Raw genomic sequence first — 15,222 nt, 5'->3', positions numbered from 1 at the left:
AGCCCCGCACGCGAGCCTGCCCTACACTGCGCGCGCCGCCACGGGAACCTTCCATGTCCGATCTCCTCGAGCGCCTTTTCCGCCTCCGCCAGCACGCCACCTCGGTGCGCACCGAACTGCTGGCCGGCCTGACGACGTTCCTGACGATGTCCTACATCGTCTTCGTCAACCCGGACATCCTCGGCACCACGGGCATGGACCCGGGCGCGGTGTTCGTGGCGACCTGCCTGGCCGCGGCGCTGGGTTCGACGATCATGGCGCTGGCGGCCAACTTCCCGGTCGGCATGGCGCCGGGCATGGGCCTGAACGCCTTCTTCGCCTTCACCGTGGTGGGCGCGGCCGGCCTGCCGTGGCAGCAGGCGCTCGCGGCGGTGTTCATCTCCGGCCTGGTGTTCATGCTGCTTTCGCTCACCGGCGTGCGTGCGTGGCTGGTGGCGGGCATCCCGCCCTCGTTGCGTGCGGCGATCGTGGCGGGCATCGGCTTGTTCCTGGCCATCATCGCGCTGCAGAAGTCCGGCGTGATCGTCGGCAACGCCGACACGCTGGTGGCATTGGGGCCGCTGCACAGCGCGCCGCCACTGCTCGCACTGGCCGGCTTCCTGCTGATCGCCGTGCTGGAGGCGCGCGGCGTGCGGGGCGCGATCCTGATCGGCATCCTGGCGGTTACCGCCGGCGGTTGGCTGGCCGGCGATGTCCAGTACCACGGCCTGGTGTCGTGGCCGCCCAGCCTGGCGCCCACCTTCCTGCAACTGAATCTCGCCGGCTTGCTGCACCATGACGGCGGTGCGCCGCTGGCGGTGTTGATGCAGGTGGTGCTGGTGTTCGTGCTGGTGGAGGTGTTCGATGCCACCGGCACGCTGTATGGCGTGACGGGCCGCGCCGGGCTGCTGCAACTCCCCGACGGGCAACGTCGGTTCGGCCGCGCGCTGCTGGCCGACAGCACGGCGATCGTGGCCGGCGCCCTCCTGGGCACGAGCAGCACCACCGCGTACGCGGAGAGCGCTTCGGGCGTGCAGGCCGGTGGCCGCACCGGCCTGACCGCGCTGGTGGTGGCGCTGTTGTTCCTGGCCGCGCTGTTGTTCTCCCCGCTGGCGGCCATGGTGCCCGGCTACGCCACCGCGCCGGCGCTGCTGTTCGTGGCCGGGCTGATGCTGCGCGAGCTGGTCGATGTGCACTGGGCCGATCTCACCGAATCGGTGCCCGCGGCGCTGTGCGCATTGGCGATGCCCTTCACCTATTCGATCGCCAACGGCCTGGCCTTCGGGTTCATCGCCTACGCCGTGCTCAAGGCCGGCACCGGGCGCTGGCGCGAGGTGCATGCGGCGGTGTGGCTGGTGGCTGCGCTGTTCGTGCTGCGGTACGCCCTGGACTGAGTACAGATGCCTGCAGGCATCTTGATCCGCGCCTGATAGCTACCTATAGGCAACGATTTTCCATGTAATTGCATCCCCATAGGCATACACTACGGCACGCTTCGAGGAGTACCGCCGTGGCCCGCCCTTCATCCGATCCCCCGCTGTCCGCCCTCGCCCGCCTGCGCCTGGACGAAACCGGCGAACTTCTGCGCGACCTGCCCGCCCGCGCCCGCGCCGTCCCGGCAGGCGGCTGGGTGGCCGCCATCCGTGAGGCGCTTGGCATGTCCGTGCAGGACTTCGCGCATCGGTTGGGCATCACCCGGGCCTCCGCCGCCAAGCTGGAAGCCAGCGAGCGGCGCGGCACCGTGCAGCTGGACACCCTGCAGCGCGCCGCTGCGGCGCTGGATTGCGACCTCGTCTATGCGTTGGTACCGCGACGTGGCCTTCAGCAAATGGTCGACACGCGCAGGGTGGAAATCCTGATGTCGATACAGAACCGCACTCGCCAACATATGCGCCTGGAAGCGCAGGAAGCACCCGTGGCGTACACCACGCGCGACCTGTTGCGCGAAGCGGAGCGTTGCGTGCCCGACCGGGCGCTATGGAAGGCGGACGACACGGAGCATGGCGGTACATGAAGGACTCGAGGACGGCCAGACGCCGCTGGATCCCGACGAGGCGCAGGGGCTAATTCCGCGCTGGGTCGCAACGCGCGGCGATCTGGATGCGGTGGAAAGCGCGAACATCGATCGCTCGTATCGCTGGGCCGCCACCGCGATCCGTCATGGCACGCCGGTGGCCAGCGAGGCGTTCCTGCGCGGCCTGCATCGGGCGATGTTCGGCCAGGTATGGCGATGGGCGGGGCAATACCGCAGCACGGAACGCAACATCGGCGTGGCGCCCCACCAGATCTGCATGCAGGTCGCCCTGCTGTTCGACGACAGCGCCGCCTGGCGCCTGCATGGCACCTATCCTGCTGACGAGCAGGCGTGGCGGCTGCATCACCGCCTCACCTGGATACATCCGTTTCCCAACGGCAACGGTCGCTGCTCGCGGCTGATGGCCGACCACTACCTCGCGCAGCTCGGCCTGCGCCACTTTTCCTGGGGCAGTACGCTGCCGCTCGACGAGGTGCGCGCGTGCTACCTGCAGGCCATCCGCGCGGCCGATCGCGGCCACTACGCGCCGCTGGCGAGCTTCGTCAGGCGGTGAGCCGGCCCCTCGGGCCGGCCGGCTCGCCCATCCTCAGTAGTCGCTGGCGTAAGGTGAGCTCACCACCTGCGGCGTCTTGCCCAGGGCCGCGCCGAGGCGGTCCAGCACGAAGCGCAGGTACAGGTTGGTGTTGAACTGGTTGTAGTCGCGCGCGTTGTTGAACGTCAGTCGCCCGCCGAGGAACAACTGCGGCGCCACTTGCCATTCGGCGGCACCGGAGACGTTGTACGACACGCCGGTCTTGCTCTCGCCCAGGTAGACCGGCGCGACATAGCGATCGGTCAGCCCCAGCATCGCCGCCAGCGACGCGGCGTCGTAGGCCGATTGCTGCAAGCTTGGGTCGGTCGGGAAATAGGGCGAATCGTCGGTACGGAAGTGCTGCACGCCCACGCTGGCATCCAGGCGCCAATTGACCTTCTGGCTGGCCGAACGGCCCGTCCAGTGCACCGGGAAGCCGAGGTCGAAATAATCCTGCGGGCTGAAGTAGCCGCCCTGGCCGTAGGTGAAGCCACTGAGGTTCTTGTCGTACTGCATCGCCGTCAGGTTGATGCCCGCGGTGAGCGACTGGTTGTCGGTCTCCAGCGCATGCACGTAGAAGCCCAGGTCCACCTGGCGATGGTCGTTGTCGGCGACATTGCGACCGGTGAGCCGGTGCGCGGCCAGGTTGGCGTAACCGCCGAGCAGGCCGTTGTCGAGCGTGGCCGAGAGCGCCAGGCCGTTGCTGGTGACGCCGCCCCATTCGCGACCGGTGCGCACGTCCTCGGTGCCGGCGAAGGACAGCACGCTGTCGTTCACCGCGCGGCGCGAGGCCTGTGCCGAGTAGGTCAGGTTGTCGCCCGCCTCGCCACGCCAGCCCACGCCACCCACGATGTTCTGCTGCTGGAAGCCGATGGGCGTGCTGCCGATATCGGCTGAGAAACCGCCGTTGCGATAGCTCACCGACACGCCCACGCCGCTGTCGTCCTGGCTCAGGCGGCGGGAGGCGGTGCCGGTGGCGGCCAGCGAGTACAGGGCATCGCGGAACTGCACCGGCGTCTGCGTCGCCGCGGCACTCTGCGAAAGCGCCAGCAGCTGCGCCTGGCTGGCCGCATCCAAATCGGCGCGCAGCGAAGGATCGTTGAGCAGCTGCGTGGCGATGGTGCCGATGGGCAGCGTGGACAGGTTGTTGGACAGCACGTACTGCGACAGCGGCTGCGCGTACAGCGCCGCGAGCGCGGCTTGGCGACGCTCGGCGGCGGTGTCGCCCTCGGCCTCGTTGTACAGCGTCTGGAAATCGCCGTTGGCGACGGCTGCTTCGTAGAGGTAGTTGCGCGTGGCCGCGTTGTCGCCGGTGGTCAGCAGGCCCTGGTACAGCGTGGTGCCGACGAGGTTGTCGATCTGCGTGGGATCGGTGGCCAGCGCGTCGGAGATCGCCGCCGCCGGCCCGCCGCCGAAGCGGCTGGCGATGGTGTAGTCGGTCGGCACCGCGCCGGCATCGATCAGCGTCGGCGTCAGGTTGACGCCCAGCTTCCCGTCGCCCACGGCGAAATCCGCCTGCACCGGCATTTCGATGTCGTCCAGCTGGCCCAGGCCGGATTCGCCATCGCGCGCGCGATACACCGCGCCGCCGGCGATCTGGCTGCTGTTGTCGGCCTGCACTTCGCGCAGTTCGTCCAGCACGGTGTTGCCGCTGCGGCGCGGCGGCAAGGCTTGCGCACGCGCCTCGCTTCCGCGGCCGGCCGGCAGGACGCCGGCGGCATAGGCCGGTGCCGGCACGCGTGCGCTCTGCCCCGGCACCGGCAACGTGGCGAGCGAGGCGCTCGATGCACTGACGGGCGGTGGCAGGTCGCCGCCGCCGGCGTAGCCGGCGGGTGCGGGCGGCACATAGGCCGGTGCAGGCACGGCGGCCGCATAGGCCGGCGCCGCGGCGTAGGTCGCGGCCGGGGCGGCCGGGTAAGCGGCCGGCGGTGGCAACGTAGCCGGGTAAGGCGTGGTGTCGGACAACACCGCCGCCGAGCCGCGCATCGGGCCGGTCATGCCCGCGAAGGGATTGAGCGGGCGCGCGGCCGAGGCATAGGCAGCCGGGCCGCGCGCGCCGGGCAGGCCGTTGTCCAGCTGGCCGGCATCGCGCTGCTGCGCGGTGAGCGCGGCGCGGAAGTACTGCTCGGCCTTGCGGTTCTTGCCGGCCGCGCGATACACGCGGCCGGCGGCGGCGAGCACGTCCGGCGATTGCGGCGCTTGCGTCAGTGCGCGCTGCAGGTAGGCCTCGGCGCTGTCCAGGTCCTGCTGCGCGGCGGCGCTGTTGGCGGCCGCCACGAGCGTATCCAGGTCGTTCGGACGGCGCTGCAGGATCTGCTGGTAGATCACCAGCGCCTGGCGCTGGTCGCCAGCGCTGGCATACAGGCGGGCCAGCGCGGACAAGGCGTCGGGATCCTGCGGCTGCTGGGCCAGGATCGGCGCCAGCGCGTCGTAGGCGCCCTCCAGGTTGCCCAGCTCGCGCAGCGCATCCACCTGACGCAGCACGTAGCCGCTGCGCAAGGACTGGTAGCGGCGCAGTTGCTCCGGCGTCATCGTGGTGTCGTGCAGTTGCCGCAGCACCGCCGACAGCTCGGCGTCCTGGTGCGCGCGCAGCAGCACGCCGGCGTATTGCAGGCGTTGTTCGGTGCCCGGGTTACCGGTGGTGACCAGGCGCTGCGCCAGGGTGAGCGCGCGCGAGGAATTGCCGCTGTCGGCCCACGCGCCCGCCAGCGCGGCCAGCAGTTGCGGGTCGTCGAACTGGTCGCCCAGTGCCGCCTCGGTGCGCGAGAGCAGCGCCTGCGCCTCGCCGGCACGGCCCTGCTGCTGCAGCCCGCGCGCGGCGCGCGCCTGCTGCTCCACCCAGGCGATATTGCGCAGCCGCGTCATCTCCGGCGTGCGCGCAGCGGCGGGGATACGCTCCAGGCTCGCGTAAGCGGTGGCCCAGTCGCTGGTTTCCTGCGCGTACAGCGCATTGGCGTACTGCGCTTCGGCGGTATCGCCGTGCACGGCCAGCAGGCCGTCCATCACGCTGCGCGCCTGGTCCGGGCGGCCGGCCTGCAGGTACAGGCGCGCCAGGTCCAGGCGAATCCACGGATCACCCGGCCGCTCGACCATCGCCGCTTCCAGCTCGGTCTGCGCGGTCACCGCGTCGCCGGCTTCCAGCGCCTGCTGCGCCTTGGCGCGCTGCACGTTGGAGCGCAGCATGGCTTCGCCGCCGGCCTGTTGCCGTTGCGCGGCCGGCAGGCGGTTGAACAGGTCGGTGGCTTCCTGCATGCGGCCCTGGCGGCTATACAGCGCGACCAGGCCTTGCAGCGCGGCGGCGTTGTCCGGCGCGAACGACAGCGCCTTGCGGAAGCTGGCCTCGGCCGCCTGCGTGTCGCTGCCGGCCTGCAGGTTGCCCAGCACGGCGTAGCCGGCCGGCTCGTTCGGCTGCAACTTCACCGCCGCCTGCACCAGGCTGGTGGCCTGGGCGATATCGCCCCGCTTGCTGGCCGCATCGGCCTGCTGCAGTTGCAGCCAATAGCGTGCGCTGTTGTAGGCGCTGTTCCACTTCGCGTTCGCTGCCGCGGCCGGGCGCAGCAGTTCCTGCGCCTCGGAGAAACGCTGCTGGCGCAGCCGCACCGAGCCCAAGCCGCCCAGCGCTTCGCTGTCGCGCGGACGCGCGCGCAGCACCTGGGTAAAACGCTGCTCGGCCGTGGCGAGATTGCCGGCGTTGAGCGCCTTGAAACCCTCGCCCAGCGCCACGCCCTCGACGTCTTGCGCGGTGGCCGCGGTCCGGCGCTCGCGCAGCTGGGTCAGCTTGGCGGCCACCTCGGCGTCGTTCGGGTTCGCGCTCAACCAGGCCTGGTAGAGATCGGCATCGCCCTGGCCGGCGTTGAGCCACAGCAGCGCCTGCCGCCAGCCATTGCGGGCCGGGCCGCCGATGTCCGAGCGCGTGCTCAGCGCGCGCAACTGGGCAATGCCCTCGCGCCGGGTCGGCTCGCGATAGGTCAGCACCTGGGCCAGCGCCAGCGCCACCCCCGTGTTGTCCGGCTCGCTGGCCTTCAGGCGGGTGAGGCCATCGCGCGCCTTCTCCCAACCCTGTGGCGTGCCGGCCAGCGACTGGTAGTACTCCAGCGCGACGTTGGAAGGCGGCGCCTTGCCGCCGAAGCTGGACTCGTACTCGCGCACCGCCTCCACGTACCGCCCCGCCGCGGCCGCGCGGCGCGCATTGGCCAGGTGCGGGTCGGCGCCCGCCGCGGCCGCGTTGCCGCCCAGCACCAGGCGCAGGCGCTGGGTCTGCGGCGCGTTCGGATGCGCGGCCTGCAGTTGCTGCAGACGCTTGCGTGCATCGGCGCCCTTGCCCTGGGCGAACTCGATCTGGCCCAGGCCCAGCAACGCATCGGGCTGGTTGGGGTCGATGTTCAACAGCTTGCGCCAGGTATCGGCGGCGAGGTCGTCGCGACCCTGGTCGTGCCAGTAGTTGCCTTGGTTGACCAGCTGCTGGGTCGCGTTCTGCGCGTGCGCCGGCGTGGCCAGCAGGCACAGTTCGATCATGCCGGCGAGGTAGAGCGGCTTCAGGTTGTGGCGGAGCATGGTTTCAGTCTCCAGGCAGGCAGCAGGCGCCCGTCTGCGGCAAAACGGTAACGGTTTTCGAGCCAGCCCTGGCCGAACAGCACCAGGTTGCGCTCGTAGTAGGGCAGCGCGTTGGCCGCGGCCTGTCCGGCGGCGGGGATGCGCGCTTGCTGGGTCTTGAGCAGGGCGTCCTCGCCGAGCGCACTGAGGTACGGCAGCAGCGCGGCGGCGAAGCCGACCGGCGCGCTGCCGGTGCCCACGCCACGCGCCACGTCGATCTTCTCGGCGAACGTGCCCTGCGCCTTCAGCATCTGCGCCGGGCCGGAGAGGTCGCGCAGCAGGTTGGCGCGCAGCGGGTCGGCGGCGTCGAGCATGCCCGCCCACAGGTAGACGCGGATGGCGTCGTAGCCGCCGATCGGTCCCTTGGCCGGGTCCACGCCGAATGCGCGGCCGTCCCAGCCGATCCAGTCGGCCGCAAAGCCCACCGGCGCGCTGCCGGAGATCATCCGCGCGCTGCCGCCGACCAGTGCCTTCCACGGCCCCTTGGGGTCGGCCGAGGCAAAGCGCCGCAACAGTTGCAGCGGCACGTAGGAGGGATTGAACGTCCAGCGCGAACCGGTATGGAAACCGGCGCGCCCGGGCAGCAGCATCTGGCCCAGGCCCGGCACCTGCGCCAGCACCTGCTCGCGCACCAGTTGCAACTTGCGCAGCCCGGCGCTCACGTAGCCGGCGCGGCCCCACAACCGGCCGGCTTCCAGCAGACAGTAGGAGATCCACAGGTCCGAATCGGTGGCGTTGTTCTCATCGAGCACGCGCCACTGCCCGTCGGGCGCGCGGCCCCACAGCCAGGCGGGCAAGCGCTCGTAAGGGCGCCCGTCCATCAGGTTCTGGCGCGTCCAGCCGAGGATGCGCTCGAACAGCGGCTGGTCGTTGTTCACCAGCGCGAAGAACAGCCCGTAGGACTGCCCTTCGGAGGTGCTGCGCTGGTCGGGCGTGGCGAAATCCACCACGCGGCCATCGGGCTGCACGTGCTTGGCGGCGAAGGCCTGCCAGTACGGCCACGGCGCGGCCGGCGGGCACGGCGGCAGGCTCACCGCCCCGACGCGCGAAGCGACAGCGCCGGCGGCCAGGGCGAGCGTACCTGCGAGCCAGCGGCGGCGCGCGGGGTCATGCGGCGGTGCGCCTTGGATCACTTGCCGCGCCCCTCGCGCAGGCGGATCGCCGAATGCAGGCGCAGCAGCACGCGCGCGGCCAGCGCCAGCAACAGGCACAGCGCGATCACCGATACCGCCAGCCAGATCGGATGGTTGGAGAAGTACCAGCGCAGCCAGGTCGGCAGCGGCAGGTGGCCGATGTAGTAGGTCTGGTTGCCCGCCAGGCTGGTGACCTTGTCCTGCTGCAGCAGCACCACGCTGCCCTGGAACTTGGCCAGGCGTACCGGGTCATCCCAGGCCTGGAACAAGCGCGCGAGGTTGCTGGGGTCATCGGCCTGCAGCACGACCACGCTGCGGTCGCCGTCCAGCGGGGATTGCAGGCCCATCAGCAGCACGTCGTCCGGCTGCGGGGTGATGCTGACCTCGGCGGTCGTCGGCAGGTCGGTGCGGCGCGCGTCGAAGGACAGGAAGCCCGGCAGCTTGTCGAGCAACCAGTCGGTCAGGCGAAGGCGGCGGCTGTTGTTGCCCTGGCTCACCGGCAACTGCTGCGCCCATTCGCGCAGCAGCGGCTGGGTCGCCGGCGAGCCGAGCACGATCAGGTCGCGGTCGGCGTCGCGCTGCTTGGCCTCGGCCGGCGTGGCCAGCGCCACGCGCAGGGTCGGGTAGCCGGTGGCCGCGCCCAGCTTGCCCAGCAGGTTGAGCACGTTGGCGTAATCGGCCTCGCCCGGGTTGTCCGGCAGCACGATCGCCGATTCGGACAGGTCGGCCAGGCGGGTGAACGGGAAGCCCGCATTACCGAACGCGGCCAGGTTGGGCATCGCCATGTAGTGCGGGAAATCGCTCAGGTCGATGCTCGAATCGGCATCGATCGCGGCCGACACGTCCGGGAACGTGTTCTTGCACGCCTCGGCCTGCGGGCGGTCGAAGAAGAAGTGGAAGCGCAGCTGGCTGTTGGCCGAGAACGTGCCGGTCGGCAGTTCCAGGTCCTGGCGGATCGGCATCGCGCCGCGCTCGCCCAGCCCGCGCCACCAGCGCAGCGGCAACGATTCGGCATACGGATGGCCGTTCAACGGCAGCGTGGTGACGAAGTTGTCATTGATGCTGATGTTCAGCGCCGACTGGTCGTTGGCCTGCGGCACGGTGTAGCGGTACTTCAGCGAGACGGGGATGCCGTCGCTGCGCCACACGAACAGATCGGGCGGCAGCTGCAGGCCGACGCGGATCAGGTCCGGGTGGTAGCCGGTGACGTTCAGGCGCTCGGGGCGGTCCACCAGTTCGCGGAAGTACACCGCACGCTCGCTGCTCACCCATTTGGGCGCGTCATAGGGCTTGCGCGGCTCGGGCTGGGCCAGATCGCCGATCGGCGCGATCGCCCCGGTGAGCGGCGCGCGCAGCGCCAGCGCGGTGGCGGCCTTGGCCAGCTCGCTGGCGTTGCGGCCCAGCACCAGCAGCAGCTTGGCGTTCGGATCGGCGGGGTGGGCGATCACCGCCACCGTCGGCCCGTGGATGTCCGGCAGCGAACCGGGCACGCCGGCCAGCAGGGTGGGCAGCGAATCGGGCGTGGCGAACACCACCGCGTTGCCCGAGGCCGGCAGCGCGCCGGTGGACACCGGGAAGCTGGCACCGCGGTAGCCGGCCAACGCGCCGAACCACGAGGACACGATGCCGGCGGCCTGCAGCGTCGCCAGGTCCGGCCGCTGGGCGAAATGGAACGGCAGGCTCAGCGCGCGCACGTCGTGCTCGTCGAAGAACGGCACCGGCAGCATGGCGAGGTTGTCGGCCAGCGCCACCGGCGTGGTGGTCAGGCTCAGCGAGCTGTTGGCCGCATCCACGTTCGCCCACAGGCTGGTGTGATCCGGGTCCTCGCAATCGCGGGTGTAGTGGCCGATCAGCTCCAGGTTGATCTGGTTGTAGTCCGAGACCACGCGCGGGTCGATGGGGATATCGGCGCTCAACGCCTTGCCGGCATCGGCCGGCGGCGTGGGCAGCGTGGCCACGGTGACGCCGTTGACCGTCACCTTCAGGTGCGAGAGGTCCGGCAGCAGCGAAGGCGAGTAGCTGTAGCGCAGGTGCAGCTGCGCAGCGCTGACCAGCTCGTCGGCGCGCACGCCGAAGGGCACGCCGGCGTTGCCGTGGATGCCGCGCAAGGTGATCTCGTAATCGATGCCCAGCTCGCGCAGGGTTTGCGTGCGCGTGCTCGCCGAAGCCGGCGGCGTGGCCAGCGCATCGGGCAGGCCCGCCACCGCGGGGGCGGCCTGCGCGTTCTGCGCGGCGGGGTCCTGGGCGGGCGCGGGCGTGGGCGCGGGCTGCGCGCAGGCCAGGCCCGCCGCCACGGTCAACAGGCAGGCGGCGGTGGCGGATACGAGTCGCATCGGGATCATCTTGTTCAAAGGAGGAGGAACGACGGAGGCGGGCATGCTCACGCGCCCTCTTCGTGGCCAACCGGGCGGAAGCCGCGGCGCAGGCTGTTCACACTGTGCTCGCCGAGCTTGCGGAAGCCGCGCATGCTCGCCCCGAGCACCTGGCCGACCGAGCGCAGGAACGAATCGCGATCGTGCTGGCCCCACTGGCCCAGCCACAGGTCGGCGCGCGCGAAGGTGCACGCGACCAGCCAGCGCTCCTGCTCCAGGTCCATCTGCGTGAACTCGATGCTGATCTGGCCATCGCGGTCGTGCCGCACGACGGCTGGCAGCGGCTGCTCCACGCCGCGATGGCGCAGGCCGATCTGCACCTGCAGGCCGGGCTCGATCGGCTGCGGCTGGTTCAGGCGGATCGCCATGCCGCCGGTGGAGAAGTTGACCGTGCGGCCCTCCAGCAGCGTGTCGTCGGGCAGGCGCACGCTTACCGGCGCATCCAGCGGCACGCGGTGCGAGCGGCGCACCTGGCGGGTCTCGCTGGCGGTGGCGATGGTCGCGCCGAGCAGCAGCATGTTATAGACCGTCCAGCCCAGGTTGAACCAGATGGTGTGCAGCTCGCCGGTGTCGCTGGCGAAGCTCCAGCGCATGATGCCCGCCGCGATGCCGGCCAGGTTCAGCACCAGCAGGAACAGGTAGGGCTTGGCGATCTGCGAATCGAAGTAGCCGCGCTTCACCAGGCCGCCCTTGGGCGTCACGTTGAACTTGCCCAGCTTGGGATTGATGAAGGACACCAGCGTCGGGCGCAGGATGTACCACGCCAGCGTGGTCTCGTAGACCTCGTTCCACAGCAGGTGGCGGTACTTGCCCTGCACGCGGATGTTGGTCAGGTTGGCCTGCAGGATGTGCGGCAGCGCGTAGGCCAGGATCATCAGCGCCGAGGCGTGGATGACGTGCGCGCCGAAGAACAGGAAGGCCAGCGGCGCGGTCAGGTAGATGATGCGCGGCAACCCGTAGAAGAAGTGCAGCATCGCGTTGGCGTAGCACAGCCGTTGCGAGAGGCGCAGGCCCTTGCCGAGCAGCGGGTTGTCCAGGCGCGCGATCTGCGCCATGCCGCGCGCCCAGCGGATGCGCTGCGCCACGTGGCCCGAAAGGCTTTCGGTGGCCAGGCCGGCGGCCTGCGGAATGGCCAGGTACGCGCTGCGGTAACCGCGGCGATGCAGCTTCAACGCGGTGTGCGCGTCCTCGGTCACCGTTTCCACCGCCACCCCGCCGATCTCGTCCAGCGGGCCGCGCTTGATCACCGTGCACGAGCCGCAGAAGAACGTGGCGTCCCACTGGTCGTTGCCGTCCTGCAGCAGGCCGTAGAACAGCTCGCCCTCGTTGGGCACCTTGCCATGCGTGCCCAGGTTGCGCTCGAACGGGTCGGCGGAGAAGAAATAGTGCGGGGTCTGCACGACCGCCAGCTTGGGATCGCGCAGGAACCAGCCCATCGCCACCTGCAGGAAGGAGCGCGTGGGAATGTGGTCACAGTCGAAGATGGCGACGTATTCGCCCTTGGCCTTCTTCAGCGCGGCATTGATGTTGCCGGCCTTGGCGTGGAAGTTATTGGTGCGGGTGACGTAGTGCACGCCGACCTGCTCGCAGAACTCGCGGAACTCCGGCCGGCGGCCGTCGTCGAGTACGTGCACGTTGATCTTGTCCGAGGGCCAGTCCATCACCGTGGCGGCCAGCACGGTGGTACGCACCACCGACAGCGGCTCGTTGTAGGTCGGGATGAACACGTCCACCGTGGGCCAGTCGCGCTGGTCGGCCGGCAGCGGCACCGGCTTGCGGTTCAGCGGCCACAGCACCTGGAAGAAGCCCAGCACCAGGATCAGGAACGCGTACAGCTCCGCGCCCACCAGCCCCAGGCCCAGCACCAGGTCAACCACCCCGCCCACGCCCATGGTCTCGGTCAGGCGCCACCACATGTAGCGCGAGGACACCGCCAGCGACATGCCCATCATCATCAGCACGACCACGCGCCCGCCGCGGCGGCGCAGGAACAGCGCCACCACGAACAGCACGGCCGAGAAGATCATCTGCTGGGCCACGTCCATCGGCACCGCCACCACGAAGACCAGCAGCAGCGCGCCCAGCAGCCAGAGCGTCCAGGTCGCGAGCCTGGGCAACAGCGTGCCGGGACGCGGCGCGGTGGCGATACTCATCAATCGTTCCTTATGACAGCATCCGTGGCGCGCGGTCGCGCCGCTCTCTCAGTTCCACCGGGCCCTCGCCCGGCCCGCCGCTTCAGCGGCCGAACATGCGCCGCAGCGGGCCGGCAGCCGCGGGCGCGGCATCGGCCTGCAGCAAACGCTGGAACAGCGCGTCCAGTTCGGTCGCCGGCGCCCCCGCCGGACGTGGTTGCACCTGCACCTGCGACGCCGCCGCCTCGGCCCGCAGCGGCCGGATCGACGCCAGGATCGGCGGCGACGGTGGCGGCACCGGCAAGGCGGGCGGCTCGACCGCGGCCGCGGCCGGCACGTCCACCGCTTCGGCCGTCTCCACCGCCGGCGCCGGCGTTGCCGGCGCAGCGGCCTCGCGGGCGGGCAGCCGGCCGGGCACGAAATCGCGGTACTCGTCGGCGCCCTTGCTTCCCAGGCGCGCGAACAGGCGGTCGACGTCGTCGAAGGCTTCGTCCTGTGTCTGCTTGTGCTTGTCGTTCATTGTTGCCCCCAAGATGTAAACGCCGCGCCTACACCGCCCGCGCCAGCCGCAGCCGGCGCAGGTCCGGTGCCGGCGAGCGTTCGGCGTTGACCGTCAACCCCGCCAGCATCCCCAGCTGTTGGAACCACCCCTCGTACACGCCGGCCAGGAAGCCATCGCTCCAGTCCATGCCGGGCAGGGCCACGGCGAGCGGCGCGGCGGCATGGGTGATCTCCACGCTCCCGGCCTGCTCCTCCATGCGGCACTGCCCCCACTCGACCTCGCCCCAGATCCGGTTGGCCGCCGCCTCCACCTCGCCCAGCGCCACGCACTCGCCGATCGGATGGCGGTGGGCAAAGCGGCGCCCGATACGGGCCATCAAGGTGGCCAGTTCGTGATCGGGGAGTTCGGCGGCGAACTCTTCGGCCAGGGCGCGGACGAAGCCAAGCCACTGCCGGGAACAGCCGCGGGCGCGAAACAGCGTTGAAGGATCGAACGAAGTCATGCCTGAACCGTGCTGCGTGGGGTTTGCACCGGCATCATGCCCCGGCACAGGTGGAACAGATGCAAGCGCGGTGCCAAACACGACGCTGTGCAGCGCACAATTGAGAATTGGATCGCACTTTACCCGAACCAGGTGCGAAAAATCACCTCGCCCCGCCCTCGCGCGGCAGAAATCGCCGCCGAGCGTCACCTGTCCTCGGGGCTGTCCTCGACCTCGAAGACCTGGCGCAGGTAGCGCAGGTAGCCGGGGTCGTCGCACATGCTCTTGCCGGGGGAATCGCTCAGCTTGGCCACCGGCTGGCCGTTGCAGCGGACCATCTTGATGACGATCTGCAACGGCGTGGGGCCCAGGTCGTTGGTCAGGTGCGTGCCCACCCCGAAGGAGAGCCGGCAGCGCCCCTTGAAGTGGTCGTACAGCTGCATCACCTTCTCGATGTTCAGGCCATCGCTGAAGACCAGCACCTTGCTGCGCGGGTCCACGCGGTGCTGCTGCAGGTGGTCCAGGATGCGCTCGCCCCACACGAACGGGTCGCCCGAGTCGTGGCGCATGCCGTCGAAGAGCTTGCAGAAGTACAGGTCGAAATCGCGCAGGAAGGCATCCAGCCCCACCACGTCCGACAGCGCGATGCCCAGGTCGCCACGGTACTCGCGCGCCCACGACTCCAGCGCCGCCACCTGCGAATCGCGCAGGCGCGGGCCCAGCGCCTGGAACGCCTGCAGGTATTCGTGCGCCATCGTGCCCAGCGGGGTCATGCCGTAGCGCCGCGCGAAGTAGACGTTGCTGGTGCCGACGAAGCGCTCGCCCCAGCCTTCGCGCAGCAGCGGCAGCATTTCGCCATGCCACTGGCGCGAGTAGCGCCGGCGCGTGCCGTAATCGGCCACGCGGCAATCCTCGTAGCCGGGCGAAGCCAGGCGCGCGATCTTGGCTTGCAGGCGCCGCCGGCCCTCCTCGAAATCCGGGTGGCTGGTGTTGCGGAACCACACCTCGTTGATGATCGCCAGCAGCGGCACCTCGAACAGGATCGTGTGCAGCCACGGCCCGCGGATGATCAGCTCGATCTCGCCGGCGACCTGCGAGGACGCGCGCAGCGTGATGTACTTGCGATCCAGGTGGAACAGGCCGAGGAAATCGACGAAATCCGGCTTCACGAAGCGCATCGCGCGCAGGTAGGCCAGCTCGTCGGGCTGGAAGCGCAGCTCGCACAGCAGGTCGATCTCGGTGGAGATTTCGTCCAGGTACTGCACCAGGTCGATGCCCGGCGTGCGGCACTTGAAGCGGTATTCGACCTGCGCGCCGGGGTGCTGGTGCAGCACCGCCTGCATCATGGTGAATTTGTACAGGTCGGTGTCGAGCAGCGAGGTGATGATCATGGCGTTGATTATGGCCCGGCGGATGGCGTGGTG

General features: G+C 70.1%; 10 protein-coding genes. 3 read left to right on the top strand and 7 right to left on the bottom strand.

Going from position 1 to position 15,222, the window contains the following annotated elements:
• The first annotated feature begins 53 nt into the window (after positions 1–53).
• From P6166_RS10075 to P6166_RS10065, 3 genes are all read left to right on the top strand, one after another.
• The gene (locus P6166_RS10075) at positions 54–1,373 is read left to right on the top strand and encodes an NCS2 family permease (RefSeq protein ID WP_277764333.1); all 1,320 of its coding nucleotides are present in this window, start codon (positions 54–56) and stop codon (positions 1,371–1,373) included.
• A gap of 116 nt (positions 1,374–1,489) precedes the next feature.
• Positions 1,490–1,993, top strand: coding sequence for a helix-turn-helix domain-containing protein (locus tag P6166_RS10070; protein ID WP_277764332.1), 504 nt, complete (start codon positions 1,490–1,492; stop codon positions 1,991–1,993).
• Positions 1,980–2,567: a mobile mystery protein B gene (locus tag P6166_RS10065; RefSeq protein ID WP_277764331.1), complete on the top strand. Its 588-nt coding sequence runs from the start codon at positions 1,980–1,982 to the stop codon at positions 2,565–2,567. Before P6166_RS10070 ends, P6166_RS10065 begins: the two co-directional genes overlap by 14 nt.
• Positions 2,568–2,600: 33 nt before the next feature.
• On the opposite strand, the gene P6166_RS10060 is transcribed toward P6166_RS10065, so the two are convergent.
• The 7 genes from P6166_RS10060 to pncB form a co-directional block, all read right to left on the bottom strand.
• The gene (locus P6166_RS10060) at positions 2,601–7,139 is read right to left on the bottom strand and encodes a cellulose synthase subunit BcsC-related outer membrane protein (RefSeq protein WP_277764330.1); all 4,539 of its coding nucleotides are present in this window, start codon (positions 7,137–7,139) and stop codon (positions 2,601–2,603) included.
• Complete coding sequence (gene bcsZ, locus P6166_RS10055) at positions 7,121–8,311, bottom strand: cellulose synthase complex periplasmic endoglucanase BcsZ (protein ID WP_345781870.1); 1,191 nt, start codon at positions 8,309–8,311, stop codon at positions 7,121–7,123. The genes P6166_RS10060 and bcsZ overlap by 19 nt, the downstream gene beginning before the upstream one ends.
• Positions 8,308–10,644: a cellulose biosynthesis cyclic di-GMP-binding regulatory protein BcsB gene (gene bcsB / locus P6166_RS10050; RefSeq protein ID WP_277764329.1), complete on the bottom strand. Its 2,337-nt coding sequence runs from the start codon at positions 10,642–10,644 to the stop codon at positions 8,308–8,310. The genes bcsZ and bcsB overlap by 4 nt, the downstream gene beginning before the upstream one ends.
• 47 nt (positions 10,645–10,691) lie before the next feature.
• Positions 10,692–12,836, bottom strand: coding sequence for a UDP-forming cellulose synthase catalytic subunit (gene bcsA, locus P6166_RS10045; RefSeq protein WP_277764328.1), 2,145 nt, complete (start codon positions 12,834–12,836; stop codon positions 10,692–10,694).
• Between the two features lie 82 nt (positions 12,837–12,918).
• On the bottom strand, positions 12,919–13,335 hold the full coding sequence (locus P6166_RS10040; RefSeq protein WP_277764327.1) for a hypothetical protein: 417 nt from the start codon (positions 13,333–13,335) through the stop codon (positions 12,919–12,921).
• 28 nt (positions 13,336–13,363) lie between these two features.
• The gene (locus P6166_RS10035; RefSeq protein ID WP_277764326.1) at positions 13,364–13,819 is read right to left on the bottom strand and encodes a hypothetical protein; all 456 of its coding nucleotides are present in this window, start codon (positions 13,817–13,819) and stop codon (positions 13,364–13,366) included.
• A gap of 185 nt (positions 13,820–14,004) precedes the next feature.
• Positions 14,005–15,189, bottom strand: coding sequence for a nicotinate phosphoribosyltransferase (gene pncB / locus P6166_RS10030; protein WP_277764325.1), 1,185 nt, complete (start codon positions 15,187–15,189; stop codon positions 14,005–14,007).
• Between the last annotated feature and the right edge of the window lie 33 nt (positions 15,190–15,222).

Origin of the sequence: Stenotrophomonas sp. HITSZ_GD, from assembly GCF_029543105.1 — a bacterium.
Classification (GTDB): Bacteria; Pseudomonadota; Gammaproteobacteria; order Xanthomonadales; family Xanthomonadaceae; genus Stenotrophomonas_A.
The sequence above is the reverse complement of the archived record's forward strand: the minus strand, read 5'-3'. Positions and strand labels throughout refer to the sequence as shown.